This is a genomic window from Acinetobacter sp. YH12255 (assembly GCF_013417355.1).
GTDB lineage: Bacteria > Pseudomonadota > Gammaproteobacteria > Pseudomonadales > Moraxellaceae > Acinetobacter > Acinetobacter pseudolwoffii.
This window is the reverse complement of sequence record NZ_VPEC01000001.1, coordinates 151,110-165,586: the sequence shown is the minus strand read 5'-3', so window position 1 is coordinate 165,586 and position 14,477 is coordinate 151,110. Positions and strand designations below refer to the sequence as shown.

The following is a 14,477-nucleotide window of genomic DNA, read 5'->3' as shown; positions in this document are numbered from 1 at the left end:
AATGAACAAGGACGGCATTGTAGCAGAAAACTTTTACAATGCCTTGTTTTGAGGCGAAAACCGGTTACTGTTTAAACTTTGGATTCTTTTCTGCACGTTTTAGCAGAACCAGAACTGCACCAGTACCGCCTTGTTTTTCAGGCGCACTGACAAAAGCCAAAACATCGCGATGCTGACGCAGCCAACCATTCACATAGGTTTTTAAAATCGCTTCCGGGCCTTTACCGTGTACGATCTTAATCACGTTCTGGTTTTCATCTTTGGCGATCTGGATAATTTGTAGCACCGCCTGACGCGCTTCTTCCACGGTACAGCCATGCAGATCCACCGCTTCAAACCAGCGTAAATTGCCGGCTTTTAAGTCTTCAAACACTTTATGCTGCAAGGTGGCAATGCGATAGCTCAAGTTGGCCTGACTCCCGACAGGATTGAGCATGGCCTGCGTGTCCGATAATGCCATGGCATCTGTTTCCATCGGGCCAGTCGCCGCTGCACGCTTTGCCAGAACTTGTGCATCCGGTTTTTTCTTGCGTGGTTTGTCCAATTGAACGGTATTTCCCGATTCAATTTTTTGCACGCCCTGCATTTGCTTGCGGAATAATTCCAGTTCTTCTAAAGCTTCTTGCTCGACAGTCTTTTCAACGGGTGCAGCAACAACCGCAGGGGTATGTGGCTGTGTAATTTGCTTCTTAAAAGATTTCAGCAGGTTGTACTGATCTTTAGATAATGAAGAATCGTGTTTACTCATAATGTAAAAACAAGGGAGATGCGGAATTTAACAGAATTATAGTCTGAAAATAGATAAAGGAGAAATGAATTGCTTGCATGGCATGTCTCGGTATTTGTGAATTCACATGATGCTATTTCTTTTCTTATCAATCCTGAAAATAAAAAAGCCCAATCCTGAGATTGGGCTTGGTCTAAGTATTAAACTAGTCAATAGTTAAACCGATTCAGGCTCACCAAACAGGTTACGGAATGCATGATCAGGTCGAGGCTGTTTCATAAAACTTTCACCGACCAGAAAGGCATGAATATCATGCTGTTGCATCATCGCCACATCGGCAGGGGTAGCAATACCACTTTCAGTGACTAACAGGCGAGAGGGATCGAGTAAGTTCTTTAAACGAATCGAGGTATCTAAATCGACATCGAAGGTTTTTAAATTACGGTTATTCACACCCAGCAAGCAGCGATCTGAAAGTTTCAGCGCACGTTCCAGTTCAGCTTCATCATGTACTTCAACTAAAACATCTAAATTATGCTCAAAAGCAGTCTTCGACATTTCTTCTAGTTGCTGATCTGACAGACATGCCACAATCAGTAAAATACAATCCGCATCTAAAGCACGTGCTTCAATGACTCCATAAGGATCGATCAGGAAATCTTTGCGCAGCGCCGGCAGGTCACAATGCGAACGGGCAATCTGAATATTTTCATCTGCACCCTGAAAAAAGTCCACATCGGTCAGGACAGATAAACATGCGGCACCAGCATCTTGATACTGTGCTGCAATTTCTGCAGGATTAAAATTCTCACGAATAATCCCCTTAGATGGTGAGGCTTTCTTGATTTCAGCAATTACACCCGGACGTTTTGACATTAAAGACTGGGCAAAACCACGCACAGCTGATGCACCTTGAGCCAGCTCTTCCAGATCTTTATAGCTTTTCTGCTTTAAACGTAGAGCAAATTCTTCCGTTTTACGGTCAACAATCTTGCCTAAAATTGTATTTGCGATATCCACCATGATCAAAATTCCTGACCGAATTAAGCTTCGTATTGTTTAATGGTTTTGGTAAATTCAGACAGCACACTCATTTTCTCCAGAGCCTGGCCGCCATAAATAATGTCATGTGCCAATGCAACACCATGTTTATAGCTGCTGGTCAAACCGGAGACATAAATACCTGCACCCGCGTTGAGGGCAATCATATTGGCCGCTTTATCACCGATCTCTGATTTTTTCTTGCCCAATGCATCCTTGATTAATGCCAGACTCTGTGCAGAATCTTCTACAATTAAACCAGTCAAGGTTTGAGATTCGATATTAACCAATTCAGGGGTAATTTCCCATTCAGTCACTTCGCCATTTTTTAGCTCAGCCACATACGTTGCAGATGCAAGACTGATCTCATCCAGCCCGTCGCGAGAATGCACCACCATCACATGTTCAGCACCGAGCTGTTTCATCACTTCTGCAATCGGACGACACAGTTCATTGGAAAACACGCCAATGACTAAGCGATTGACGCCGGCCGGATTGGTCAGCGGGCCAAGTAAATTGAAAATGCTGCGAATACCCAATTCTTTACGCGGGCCGATTGCATATTTCATGGCTGTATGATGATTCGGTGCGAACAGAAATCCGACCCCCACATCACGGATACAACGCTCGGTTTGCTGCATATTCAGGTCAAGATTAATCCCAGCCTGTTCCAGTAAATCTGACGAGCCTGATTTGGTTGAAACGCCACGGTTGCCATGTTTAGCAATGGTTGCGCCTGCTGCTGCGATCACAAATGCAGACGCGGTAGAGACGTTAAACAGGTTTTGACCATCACCGCCTGTACCGACAATATCGACTAAATAGGGAATATCGCTGACATCAATTTTGGTAGCCAGTTCACGCATGACCCGTGCGGCTGCGGTAATTTCATCAATGCTTTCGCCTTTAAGGCGCAAACCCATGAGCAGGGCACCAATCTGGGCATCAGTGGTTTCACCTGACATGATGGCACGCATCACGTCTTGCATTTGATCCTGAGTCAGGTGAATGTTTTTGGTAATATTGTTTAAAGCTTGTTGAATATTCATAAGATGTTCTTAGGCATAAATTTCGAGAAAGTTTTTAAAGATTTGATGGCCATGCTGGCTCAGGATCGATTCAGGATGGAACTGCACGCCTTCGACCGGCAATGTCTTATGTTTTACCCCCATAATTTCTTCCATAGAACCATCGGCTTCATTGGTCCAGCAGGTCACTTCCAGACATTCAGGCAAGGTGGCTTGATCAATCACCAGGGAGTGATAGCGCGTTGCAGGAAATGGCGACGGAAGATTACTGAAAATCCCGGTATCGCTGTGGTACATATCCGACAGACGGCCGTGCATGACACGTTTGGCACGTATGATGTTGCCACCAAATGCCTGACCAATACTCTGATGGCCGAGACAAACGCCCAATAACGGAATTTTTCCAGCAAAATGCTGAATCGCAGGAATCGAAATGCCTGCTTCACTCGGCGAGCATGGGCCGGGGCCAATCACTAAATACTTGGGTTGCCATCGCTCTATATCTTCCAATGTCACGGCATCATTACGGACTACTTTTACTTCTTGATTCAGTTCGCCAAAATATTGAACGATGTTGTAAGTAAAGGAGTCATAGTTGTCGACCATTAAAAGCATGAGTAACCTATTGAAATTAATGCACTTAACTGTGCTAAAGTTGTCCAGATCGTACTTTATTTGCGCTTATTGCAAGCACGGGTGTGACACGACTAAATCATTGATTTCATTGTGTGAAAATAAAGCACTATTCATCATAGCAAAAAATAGCCGTATTCGGCGCAACAATTTTGCTCAATTTATTTGCTTTAAAAGCATCTGTATCAACTGAAATAAAATTTTAATCATGATTTAAAGTAATAGACTTACTTAAAGAAACTTCAGGCTGTGTATTTTTTAGGGAAAAATTGATAAGTTAAAAATAATCAGTAATATTGATCTAAAGTTTGTTGAAAAAAGCATCACTTGAATAATAGAAATTTATATAGACTATGGTGTAGAAAGTATATTTAAAGAAAATGCCTCAAAATATTCACTGAGCAACTGCATGTTGCAGATCTCTGTTTGTCTCAGACCATAAGAAAACAGTCAATTTTTTAGCAACATATGGGTGTTTTTTAAACAAATACACGAAAAAGTAGCAAATTTTATATAAAAAACTATGTTTTTAATACACTTCTATAGGTGATTGCACTATTTAGGTGCGCTAAAAAATAAAGCCGAAATAAAATAAATGAAGAATGCCTGAATATAGTGCATTTAGTTTCTCAACTAGTATAATAGTCGCAAAGTATTTTTGTCACTTCATGATTTCTTATATAGATTTCAAGATTTTATCTATACTTTGAATAGTTGGTACGGTAATTGCTTAATGACTACCAACTACTAACACGCACGTAACGAGTGCAACAAAAATTCATCGGAGCAAAATGAGCATGGCGAACAAAGTCCTTCAACTCATCCAAGAAAGTGGCGCGAAATGGGTCGATTTCCGTTTTACGGATACTAAAGGTAAAGAACAACATGTGACTTACCCAGCAGATACAATCGACGAAGATACTTTTGAAGACGGTAAAATGTTCGACGGTTCTTCAATTGCTGGTTGGAAGGGCATCGAAGCATCTGACATGATTTTACGCCCAGATGCAGAAACCGGTTTCATCGACCCGTTCTTTGCCGAGCCTACAGTTGTTGTGACTTGTGATGTGATTGAGCCTTCTACAGGTCAGGGTTATGACCGTGACCCACGTTCGATTGCTTGCCGTGCTGAAGAATACCTAAAATCAACAGGTATTGGTGATACAGCATTCTTTGGCCCAGAACCAGAATTCTTCGTATTTGACGAAGTAAAATGGGAAATCGATATGTCTGGCGCGCGCCATACATTGATCGCTGAAGAAGCGGCCTGGTCAACCAACAATGACTACGAAGGTGGTAACTCTGGTCACCGTCCACGCGTAAAAGGCGGTTACTTCCCGGTTCCTCCAGTTGATTCTTCACATGATATGCGTGCAGATATGTGTGCCAAAATTGAAGACATCATGGGCCCAGGTCGTGTAGAAGTACATCATCATGAAGTTGCATCTTGCCAGTTAGAAATTGGTGTAAGCTTCAACACCATGGTTCGTAAAGCGGACGAAGTTCAACAGTTTAAATATGCGGTTTGGAACGTTGCGCATCAATATGCGAAAACAGCAACCTTTATGCCTAAACCAATGGTTGGCGATAACGGTTCTGGTATGCACGTTCACATGTCGATCTCTAAAGATGGCAAGAACTTGTTTGCTGGTGATGAATATGCAGGCCTTTCAGAAATGGCATTGTACTTCATTGGCGGTATTATCAAACATGCGCGTTCATTGAATGCATTAACCAACCCTTCTACAAACTCGTACAAGCGTCTGGTTCCGCATTTCGAAGCACCGATTATGCTGGCTTACTCAGCGCGTAACCGTTCTGCATCTATCCGTATTCCTTACGTGTCAAGCCCGAAAGGCAAGCGTATTGAAGCTCGCTTCCCAGATCCAATGATGAACCCGTACCTCGGTTTCGCGGCATTGTTGATGGCAGGTATCGACGGTATCCAAAACAAGATTCATCCAGGTGAAGCGGCTGACAAAAACCTGTACGATCTTCCTCCTGAAGAAGAAGCGAAAATCCCGACTGTGGCGCATAGTCTGGATATGGCGCTTGAAGCACTTGAAGCAGATCATGATTACCTGCTGAAAGGTGGCGTGTTCACGAAAGACATGCTTGATGCCTATATCGAACTTAAAACTGAAGAAGTGCGTCGTTTAAACACGACCACTCACCCAGTTGAATTCGAGATGTACTACAGCCTGTAATTCTTTCAAGAATTTCACTGTAAAAAACCCGCGCATGTCGCGGGTTTTTTCTATACTGGGTTAATATAAAGCAAAGAATGTTGAATTAGATTGTTATGGCTAAACCACGTAAAAAACATACCGGATTTTTTCCTTGGAATGATCCTAAAGACCATGCGCAAGGTTTTAAGTTAAATTTTTCTGAAGTTACGTATTTGGAAGTAGGGCGTACCATTGAAGGTTATAAACAAGCACAGTTTGTTGAACTGAAAAATCCTGAATTGGCACTTACATTTGACTACCCAAAAGAGTTTTATTTAAGCGCTGAAGGCTTAATTTTAATTAAAACACCCCAAGGCAAATTTGAAGTGATTGCTAAAGCAGATAACTATTAAACATGACGTATTTTTCTAAAAATCAGCATGCCTTGATACCCACTATGTCTGCTGAGCTAAAACCATGGCTGTATGCATCAGGTTCTCTGACACAGCAATTGACCGGTTTGGCGCAGGGACAATTTCATGTTGAGCCTATTCAAGAGCATTTTCAGCGTTTAAGCTTCGCCAATGCCAAATGGATGCAGATGTCACATCAGCATACTTCCTGGGTGCGGGAAAGCTATCTCTATGGTTCAGAACAGTCGCCCTGGGTGAAAGCAAAGAGTATTTTTCCAATTTTAAGCCTGCAAAAAAAAGCCCGAATCTTTCAGCATATTGGGACTAAGCCAATTGGCTGGTTCCTGTTTCAACGGACGAATCCACTCTGCCAGCGTCGGGTCATTCTTTTAGAAGAGGGTTGGACGCGTCAGAGCTGCTATACTTGGCACGGCTGTAAATTTATCGTACAAGAAACATTTTTACCGGCATTTGAACACTTTATACAAAATTCAAGGGCTTGACTTTATATGGCAACTGCACAAGCAATAACCTGGCGTGAGCGTCTTGGCGCCTATTATTATCTTTGTCGTTTTGATAAACCGATTGGTACTGAACTGGTCTTTTGGCCAACCTTGTGGGCGTTATGGATCGCGGCTCAGGGGATGCCACGCATTGAAATTTTAATTCCCATGATTTTGGGTGTGATTTTTATGCGGGCGGCGGGTTGTGCCATCAATGATTTTGCTGACCGTAAAGTCGATGCGCATGTGGAGCGTACTAAAAACCGACCACTAGCGACCGGAGTCATCAGCGCCAAAGAAGCGGTGATGGTATTTCTGGTTTTGGTGGCTGCCAGCGCCTGTCTGCTATTTTTCTTGCCGATCGAAACTTTTTACTGGTCATTTGGGGCTTTGCTGTTAGCGTTTATTTATCCTTTTATGAAACGTTATACCCATTTGCCTCAAGTATTTTTGGGTGCAGCATTTTCCTGGGCCATACCCATGGCCTATACCGCTGTTGGGCAAACACCTGATCTGACTTGCTGGTTATTGTATTTTGGTAATCTGGCCTGGACTGTGGCCTACGATACTCAATATGCGATTGCAGACCGTGAATATGATTTAAAGATTGGAGTAAAATCAACCGCAATTCTGTTTGGTCGCTATGATATTCCAATCATTAGCACCTTGCAGGCGAGCAGTATTTTATTGATAGGTGCTGCACTTTGGCTGGAAAATTTATTGATTCCATTTGGCTTGTTAGCACTTTTGCTGGTTGCTGCTGATTTTATTTACCAATGGTTTAAAACTCGCGATAAAAATCCACAGCTATGTTTTTGGGCATTCCGTCATAACCGTTGGATTGGCCTCATTATTTTTGTGGGAATATTGTTTGCTCTAAGATAATTACCGTATGTCGGATAACAACAAAAGCATCCTATAAAGGATGCTTTTTTTATGATTAATTTTGAGTGATCTCGATTAAGAGATAGGGAATAACAATAAAAGGATAGAAATATGTAGAACAGTTATAAGAAATTGATGTTAGGTGTGCTGTGTTCCTCGGTACTATTTTTATCTGCGTGTAACGATGATGATGACGACAATTTTATAGGGTTTAATCCGGTTCGAACTTATGCAGTCGATGAGCAAGTAAAAACAGTGGTCGAACGTCATGATATTTTTACTTATAGAATGGAAGGTGTACAAGGTCGAGAAATTCGTGCGACCACATTGGTATTTACCCCGAAAGGTACTCCACCTGTAGGTGGTTGGCCGATCGTCGTCTGGGCGCATGGTACTACAGGTGCAGCAGATAAATGTGCTCCTTCACGCCTTGCTCTGGATGGGCCTGAAAAGGCCTTGGTTATGGGATTAGTAGAACGTGGTTATGCCGTGATTGCACCGGATTATGAGGGTTTGGGTACACAGGGCATTCATCCTTATTTACATTTAGAGAGTGCGGCACAATCTGCAATTTATGCAGTGAAAGGATTTAAGCAACAGCAAGGGAATAGATTTAATGGAGCTTGGGTTTCTGTGGGTCAATCACAAGGGGGGCATGCTTCGCTTGCAACGGCAGAATTTGCAGGAAATGATCCAAACTATAAGGCAGCGGTTGCTGCGGCACCAGCCTCCAGCCTAGGTTATATTATTGGTACAGTTGCCCCACAAGCTTTAAATCGATTAGTTTTGGGCGAGGGTGCTGGTGTTGTTCCGGCAGGAACTGCCAAAGCTGTGTATTCAGAATTACTTGCTTATGCAGCATATGTGGCAGTTGGAATTAAAGCTTATGAGCCAAATTTTGTATATCAGAATATTTTTGAATCCAGTGCAAAACTGGTTGCTGAGCGTGCAGAAGGAACCACTGGTGAAAATGGCTTGTGTCTAGGCGATTTAATGACAGAGTTTAGTGCAGATATCGATCAATGGTTGCGGCAGAATCCTGGAAGAACAGTAGCTGAATATCCGGGGTTGATAGATGCTTTTGATCAAAACAGATCTGTGAAAGAATTTTTGGTGGAGAACCAACCCGCGACTAAAAAAATCAGTGTACCAGTCATGATTATTCAGGGTAAGGAAGATATGGCAGTACCTTATGATGTTACAGATGTTTTGCAAAAGAATTTGGCAGCTTTGGGTACAGACGTGACTTTCCTAGGGGTTGAGGGCGCAGGACATACTCAAGCAATTGTAGAAAAGAATGCTGAACTGGTTGCATTTATTGAAGAGCATATGCCAGCTAAGTAAAGAATAGAGTTATTAAGATCTACAAAGGAGCTTCGGCTCCTTTTTTACAGTAAAACTTTTCAAAGACTTGAGCTATGACTTTATTTTGTTATATTGAGCAGTGCAATTAAGTGAAAAAATTAAAGTAGGTTTGTTATGTCTGAGCAGCCGCAGCCCCGCAGTGTTAAAAAGCTGGTAATTTTAGGTGCGCTGGTATTATGTATACCGATATTTTTGGTGAGTATGGCTTTTCTTGCGGTAAATAGTGATGCTAAAAATCAGGAAAAATATAAACAGCAGCAGGCAGAAATGATTGCGCGCATCGAAGCGCGAGAAGCTGCGGAAAAGCTCAAAGCAGAGCAAGATGCAAATTCAATCCAAGCTGCATCCGAAAGCGTAGTAACCTTGCCTTAAATTATCTCAAATCTCTTTGCAGTTGTCTGATACTCGGAATCTGAGTGTATCGAATCACGGTATAGCCTGCTGCAATCAGCATGGCATCCCGTTCAGCATCTTCCTGTTCTTTGCCAATGTGACTGGGATCATCCAGTTCAATAATGGCCAGTACATTATAGTCACGATCAAGCACCACAAAATCTGTAACTTTGCGATTGAACTGATTACGCATGTTCATCTGATCATGGGTAATCAAGGCGCTAAAGGCAACCTGAGCCAGAATATGATGATGAGGAAAGGCTTCTTTTAGGCGTGTAAACATCCTGCTTTCAAAAGCAGTAATCACACGCTTCGGATAGAATTTTTTTTGACGGGTGAACAGATGTGGGAAGAGCAGGCAAACTAACGCAAAAGTTGCCAGGCAGCCAATCACAAAAAATATAAACTGACTCAAATTAAACACAGATCACAAATAGGGACGAATAAAAAAACCCACTTCGCAATGAGTGGGTTTTTTCAGAATCTTGGCTCTCCCACCTGGGCTCGAACCAGGGACCTGCGGATTAACAGTCCGTCGCTCTACCGACTGAGCTATGGGAGAATAGATTGGCTCTCCAACCTGGGCTCGAACCAGGGACCTGCGGATTAACAGTCCGTCGCTCTACCGACTGAGCTATTGGAGAATCTGACAGCGATTATAGAGAGATTTGAAAAGGGGTCAAGGCACTTTTAGAAAAAAGCCGAAGAAATTGAATCAAGTGTTTTAAAAATAGTCGAAAAGGCTTGGAGTTCAAACTGTTATGTTTATGTAAACAGTCTGAGCAGTCAGATTGTTATCAGCCTTAATTTTTGTAAGTGATCTGGATCAGAGAATATAAGGTAGCTGATTGTACATACAGATATCACTACCGATCTCAATTTAAAAAAAGCAGATATAAAAAAACCCACTTCGCAATGAGTGGGTTTTTTTAGAATCTTGGCTCTTCCACCTGGGTTCGAACCAGGGACCTGCGGATTAACAGTCCGTCGCTCTACCGACTGAGCTATGGAAGAATAGATGGCTCTCCAACCTGGGCTCGAACCAGGGACCTGCGGATTAACAGTCCGTCGCTCTACCGACTGAGCTATTGGAGAATCTGATCGGCATTTTAGGCAGGAAACCCAAGGTCGTCAATCAATTAATGTAAAGAAATGAATTGTTTGCTTTATAAATATTCATTTGGGGCTTAAAAATAAAAAAATCACCCGAAATGGGTGATTTTTTAGCAAAGAAATAAAGAATTATTTCTCAACACCTGCAGGCTGACCTGCATATTTCGCATTTGCATAATCCCAGTTTACTAGGCTTTCCAGGAAAGTAGAGATGTATTTAGGACGTGCATTACGGAAGTCGATGTAATAAGCATGTTCCCAAACGTCAATCGTCAATACTGCAACTTTACCGTGCGCCATTGGCGTATCAGCATTTGAAGTTTTCATGATTGAAAGCTGACCGTTTACTTGGTCAGCCACTAACCAAGCCCAACCTGAACCAAATTGAGTAGTTGCAGCAGCAGCAAATTCTTCAGCAAATTTTTCATAAGAACCGAATGCTTCGTCAATTTTCGCAGCCAAAGTACCAGTTGCTTTACCGCCACCGTTTTTAGCCATACAGTTCCAGTAGAACGTGTGGTTCCAAACTTGAGCCGCGTTATTGAAAACACCTGCTTTAGAAGCATCACCAGCAGTTGCTGTAATAATTTCTTCTAGAGTTTTGCCTTCAAGCTCAGTACCAGCGATCAGGTTGTTCAGGTTAACCACATAAGTATTGTGGTGTTTGTCGTGATGGTATTCTAAAGTTTCTTTGCTGATGTGTGGAGCAAGATCTTCGTAGCCATAAGGTAATGCTGGTAAAGTAATGGTTGTCATGTTCTCAATTCCTTGCATTTAGCTGGGTTTTAACAATAAGTGGCTTTATTGTAATAGATAATCGGACCAAATGGGCATTACGTATAAATAACAATACACAATAAATCCTGAAAATATATAAATAAAGCTCGTGGAAAATGCTGTCAGCGAGAATTAAATCGGATTGTTTAATTCGTAATAAGCATACTCAATATTAAACTGTTCTGAAATCGCTTTGGCCAGGCGCTGTACACCATATTTTTCAGTGGCATGATGGCCACAGGCATAATAATGTACATTCAGTTCCTGAGCTTCATAGAAGGTGCGTTCGCTCACTTCACCAGAAATGTAAGCATCACACTCTTGTAGCGCTGCTTTATGAATATAATCCTGCGCACCACCGGTACAGAAACCGACTTTATGGATTTGAGTTTTGTCCGCAGGAAGATGAATTGCATCAAAGCCAAGTTTTTCTGAAACATGGTTTTTAAAATATTCAGGGCTCATCGGTTGTTTTAAATAGCCAATATTGCCAATCGGATGGCGTTCACTCGGATCCAACTGTTCGATATTTTCCAGTTCTAATAAATCTGCAATCGCCGCATTATTGCCTAAAGTTGGATGACTGTCTAAAGGCAGATGATAGCCAACCAGAGAGATATCATTTCGAATCAGAGTCTTAATTCGTTTACCACGCATGCCGGTAATTGGATAAGCTTCACCTTTCCAAAAATAACCATGATGAACCAGCAATAAATCAGCGCCTTGCTCAATTGCAGCTTCAATTGCACTCTGGGAGGCGGTCACGGCACAGAGGATTTTATTCACCTCGGATTTGCCTTCAATCTGCAAGCCATTCGGTGCATAGTCCTTAAATTCACGTGACGCTAAAGTCTGGTCACACCATTGAATAATATCGTTCAAATTCGCCATAAAATTCCTGTAAGTTTAAAAACTTGCCCATATTTATCTATAGCTTTAATTGTAACTAAAGCTGCACAAATCTCTGTGGAATTTTTTGTGTTTAGTTATGTATTTAGCATTACAATAGAACACAAATTACTTAGTCATCAACGAATTAAAATATTTTAGAGGATAGCAACGTGCGCCGCACCTTTACATGGTTACCCTGGGTGTTACTGATTTTAGTCATTATCGGTTTTTTGGGGTGGCAACAACTACAAAAACCAAAAGCACCGGTTGCACCAGATGGTGTCAAGATGCCTGCTGAAAAAGTAGAGCCGTTGATTGATACGTCGCGCTCAGGAGGCGTGGTCTCCTATAGTGCTGCGGTGAGAGTAGCAGCGCCGGCTGTAGTCAATATCTTTACCACCCAAAAAGTCAAGCAACAGGCGCATCCTTTACTGACCGATCCGGTATTTCGTGAATTCTTTGGCGATCAGTTGCCTGACCAGTATGGACAAAGCCCGAATGAAAATAGTTTAGGTTCAGGTGTAATTGTACGTCCAGACGGTTATATCCTGACCAATAACCACGTGATTGCGCAAGCCGATCAGATTGTAGTGGCTTTGCAGGATGGCCGTCGTGCTGAAGCCAAGGTGGTTGGAACTGATCCGGATACCGATCTGGCCGTGATCAAGATTGAACTGACACAATTGCCAGTTCTGCCATTTAAACTCAGTGACAATGAAGTCGGTGACGTCGTTTTGGCCATTGGTAACCCATTTGGTGTGGGTCAAACCGTAACGCAAGGGATTATTTCAGCAACAGGGCGTTCAGATCTGGGCATTAATACCTATGAAGACTTTGTGCAAACCGACGCTGCAATTAACCCGGGAAATTCAGGCGGAGCCTTGATCGATGTCGCAGGTAACCTGATTGGGGTGAATACGGCAATTTTCTCGCAAACTGGTGGTTCACTGGGGATTGGTTTCGCCATTCCAGCCAAAATCTGCCAGCAGGTGATGAATGCTATTCTGAAAGATGGCCGTGTCGTTCGTGGCTGGTTAGGAATCAGTTTATTACCGACAGAACGTGATGATGTACTGCAACCTAAAGAGAAAGGGGTAACTGTCGCAGAAGTGCTGGCAGATGGACCGGCAGCGAAAGCGGGCATTCAGCGTGGCGATAAAATTATGAAAGTGAATGAGGAAGAGATCAGTTCGGCTTCGCATTTGATTAATTTTGTTGCCCTGCAAAAGCCGAATAGTACCATTCAGATTGAAGTGGAGCGTGCTGGCAAAACCATGATGCTGGATGTAGTAGTGACTGAGCGTAAAGCACAAAACAGTTCTTCTCAATATATTCCACTGCCCGGTCAGTAAGTTTTTATTTAAAAAAATCCCTCTGCAGAGGGATTTTTTTGCTTGTTATTTTTTAGTTACCTGATACAAAAATGAAATACGGCTTTTGGTTTAAATCATTTAACTTGATGAAATTACATCAAAAGAGAAAATAAAAAATGACTTTTATGACGGCGGATCAGGCCAAGGTTTTATCAGATGTGGCCAATTTAAATATTGAGGTCTATAAGCCGCGTCTAGCCAAGTTAATTGAAGAAAATGCGAAACAGGGTAATACCGCAGTCATTACTGTATTTCCCAAACATTTGCCTTTGGAAGATATTCGGGCTTTATCAGCCGAGTTGACTGAACTGGGCTATAACGTACGTTTTGAAGTGCTGGAGTTTTATTATAGCTTTAATGTGTACTGGCTCTAGTGTGAATCTTCATTAACTAAGGCTTATTTTGAGCCACTATTTTACTGGATCGGTCTGATTTGATCTTATGAGTGATCGGGCTGTATGTGATCAAAGGCGCGAGTTTTTATAAGTAGGTGCTCAACTCTAAAAAATCCATCAGTTTTATTTTAGAATCATTATTGTAATGTACCGAGAATCTACAATTTCTCGGTACATATTCATTTGACGGATAGGCTGAGATCAGGGTAAGCAACTAAAATCAGCTGAGCTTTATTTAGCCTAAGTAACTTATGAATCATCTGCAAAATTAAATTGTGAGCTCATTTCTAAAACGGCTCAATTTCATCTGCAACCAAATTATTCCTCATTCACCTGATATTCCTGGATCACTTCAAGTGCCGCCCGAAATGCCTCCTGAGTTGCTGGTGCACCGCAATATGGCAGGCTATGGAGTAACACTTCCTGAATTTCCTCAACCGTCGCGCCGTTGTTAAGAGCGCCCCGAACATGGCCTTTTAATTCAGTGGGGCTTTTTTGAGCCGTAAGGAAAGCAATGGTAATTAAAGAACGATATTTACGTGGCAATACACCTTCACGTTGCCAGGTTGAACCCCAGGCATGTTCATTAATCCAGTCTTGTAGAGGCTGGGTAAAAGGCACGGTATTTTCCTGTGCACGTTTGACAAAGCTTTCGCCCATGACATCAGTACGCACTTTCAGGCCATTTTCATAATCTTGTTGTGACATGGTTTACCCTCAATTTTCTTATAGCTCTAGCTTAGTGCTTTTTATGCGAAATACCATCGTGCCA

16 protein-coding genes and 4 tRNA genes are annotated in these 14,477 nt (G+C 42.3%); 8 read left to right on the top strand and 12 right to left on the bottom strand.

The window, feature by feature from the left end:
* Positions 1–64: 64 nt before the first annotated feature.
* The 4 genes from FTV30_RS00845 to FTV30_RS00830 form a co-directional block, all read right to left on the bottom strand.
* The gene (locus tag FTV30_RS00845) at positions 65–748 is read right to left on the bottom strand and encodes a Smr/MutS family protein (protein ID WP_074383030.1); all 684 of its coding nucleotides are present in this window, start codon (positions 746–748) and stop codon (positions 65–67) included.
* A 195-nt stretch (positions 749–943) separates the two neighbouring features.
* Complete coding sequence (gene trpC, locus FTV30_RS00840) at positions 944–1,750, bottom strand: indole-3-glycerol phosphate synthase TrpC (RefSeq protein ID WP_005096409.1); 807 nt, start codon at positions 1,748–1,750, stop codon at positions 944–946.
* Positions 1,751–1,770: 20 nt separating this feature from the next.
* Complete coding sequence (gene trpD / locus FTV30_RS00835; RefSeq protein ID WP_005096410.1) at positions 1,771–2,817, bottom strand: anthranilate phosphoribosyltransferase; 1,047 nt, start codon at positions 2,815–2,817, stop codon at positions 1,771–1,773.
* A 9-nt stretch (positions 2,818–2,826) separates the two neighbouring features.
* Positions 2,827–3,411, bottom strand: coding sequence for an aminodeoxychorismate/anthranilate synthase component II (locus tag FTV30_RS00830; protein ID WP_100355236.1), 585 nt, complete (start codon positions 3,409–3,411; stop codon positions 2,827–2,829).
* An 809-nt stretch (positions 3,412–4,220) separates the two neighbouring features.
* On the opposite strand from FTV30_RS00830, the gene glnA reads away from it, so the two are divergent.
* The 6 genes from glnA to FTV30_RS00800 all read left to right on the top strand — a co-directional run bounded on the left by glnA (position 4,221) and on the right by FTV30_RS00800 (position 9,135).
* On the top strand, positions 4,221–5,636 hold the full coding sequence (gene glnA / locus FTV30_RS00825) for a type I glutamate--ammonia ligase (protein ID WP_180000831.1): 1,416 nt from the start codon (positions 4,221–4,223) through the stop codon (positions 5,634–5,636).
* A 95-nt stretch (positions 5,637–5,731) separates the two neighbouring features.
* Positions 5,732–6,010 (top strand): hypothetical protein, encoded by a 279-nt coding sequence (locus FTV30_RS00820; RefSeq protein WP_100328765.1) that lies wholly within the window; start codon positions 5,732–5,734, stop codon positions 6,008–6,010.
* Positions 6,011–6,012: 2 nt separating this feature from the next.
* On the top strand, positions 6,013–6,513 hold the full coding sequence (locus FTV30_RS00815; RefSeq protein ID WP_180000830.1) for a chorismate lyase: 501 nt from the start codon (positions 6,013–6,015) through the stop codon (positions 6,511–6,513).
* A 6-nt stretch (positions 6,514–6,519) separates the two neighbouring features.
* Positions 6,520–7,398: a 4-hydroxybenzoate octaprenyltransferase gene (gene ubiA / locus FTV30_RS00810; protein ID WP_005096418.1), complete on the top strand. Its 879-nt coding sequence runs from the start codon at positions 6,520–6,522 to the stop codon at positions 7,396–7,398.
* Between the two features lie 135 nt (positions 7,399–7,533).
* Positions 7,534–8,742, top strand: coding sequence for a S9 family peptidase (locus tag FTV30_RS00805; RefSeq protein ID WP_257228879.1), 1,209 nt, complete (start codon positions 7,534–7,536; stop codon positions 8,740–8,742).
* 135 nt (positions 8,743–8,877) lie between these two features.
* Positions 8,878–9,135 carry a hypothetical protein gene (locus tag FTV30_RS00800; RefSeq protein ID WP_180000829.1) on the top strand — a complete coding sequence of 86 codons (258 nt, stop codon included), beginning with the start codon at positions 8,878–8,880 and terminating at the stop codon, positions 9,133–9,135.
* 1 nt (position 9,136) lies between these two features.
* Here the strand turns inward: FTV30_RS00800 and FTV30_RS00795 are convergent, their stop codons facing one another.
* The 7 genes from FTV30_RS00795 to FTV30_RS00765 all read right to left on the bottom strand — a co-directional run bounded on the left by FTV30_RS00795 (position 9,137) and on the right by FTV30_RS00765 (position 11,937).
* Positions 9,137–9,580: a DUF2726 domain-containing protein gene (locus tag FTV30_RS00795; RefSeq protein WP_005096422.1), complete on the bottom strand. Its 444-nt coding sequence runs from the start codon at positions 9,578–9,580 to the stop codon at positions 9,137–9,139.
* Positions 9,581–9,642: 62 nt separating this feature from the next.
* Positions 9,643–9,718 (bottom strand) — tRNA-Asn (locus FTV30_RS00790).
* 6 nt (positions 9,719–9,724) lie between these two features.
* Positions 9,725–9,800 (bottom strand) — tRNA-Asn (locus FTV30_RS00785).
* 294 nt (positions 9,801–10,094) lie between these two features.
* Positions 10,095–10,170 (bottom strand) — tRNA-Asn (locus FTV30_RS00780).
* A 5-nt stretch (positions 10,171–10,175) separates the two neighbouring features.
* A tRNA-Asn gene (locus FTV30_RS00775) sits at positions 10,176–10,251 on the bottom strand.
* A 147-nt stretch (positions 10,252–10,398) separates the two neighbouring features.
* Positions 10,399–11,025, bottom strand: a complete 627-nt coding sequence (locus FTV30_RS00770; RefSeq protein ID WP_159138016.1) for a superoxide dismutase — start codon at positions 11,023–11,025, stop codon at positions 10,399–10,401.
* 153 nt (positions 11,026–11,178) lie between these two features.
* The gene (locus tag FTV30_RS00765) at positions 11,179–11,937 is read right to left on the bottom strand and encodes a Nif3-like dinuclear metal center hexameric protein (RefSeq protein ID WP_180000828.1); all 759 of its coding nucleotides are present in this window, start codon (positions 11,935–11,937) and stop codon (positions 11,179–11,181) included.
* 170 nt (positions 11,938–12,107) lie between these two features.
* Between FTV30_RS00765 and FTV30_RS00760 the strand changes: the two genes are divergently transcribed.
* Together FTV30_RS00760 and FTV30_RS00755 are read left to right on the top strand one after the other, a co-directional pair.
* The gene (locus FTV30_RS00760; protein WP_180000827.1) at positions 12,108–13,289 is read left to right on the top strand and encodes a trypsin-like peptidase domain-containing protein; all 1,182 of its coding nucleotides are present in this window, start codon (positions 12,108–12,110) and stop codon (positions 13,287–13,289) included.
* A 137-nt stretch (positions 13,290–13,426) separates the two neighbouring features.
* Positions 13,427–13,684, top strand: a complete 258-nt coding sequence (locus FTV30_RS00755) for a hypothetical protein (RefSeq protein ID WP_005096427.1) — start codon at positions 13,427–13,429, stop codon at positions 13,682–13,684.
* Between the two features lie 339 nt (positions 13,685–14,023).
* Here FTV30_RS00755 and FTV30_RS00750 read toward each other — a convergent pair whose 3' ends face one another.
* On the bottom strand, positions 14,024–14,413 hold the full coding sequence (locus tag FTV30_RS00750; protein WP_005096428.1) for a carboxymuconolactone decarboxylase family protein: 390 nt from the start codon (positions 14,411–14,413) through the stop codon (positions 14,024–14,026).
* Between the last annotated feature and the right edge of the window lie 64 nt (positions 14,414–14,477).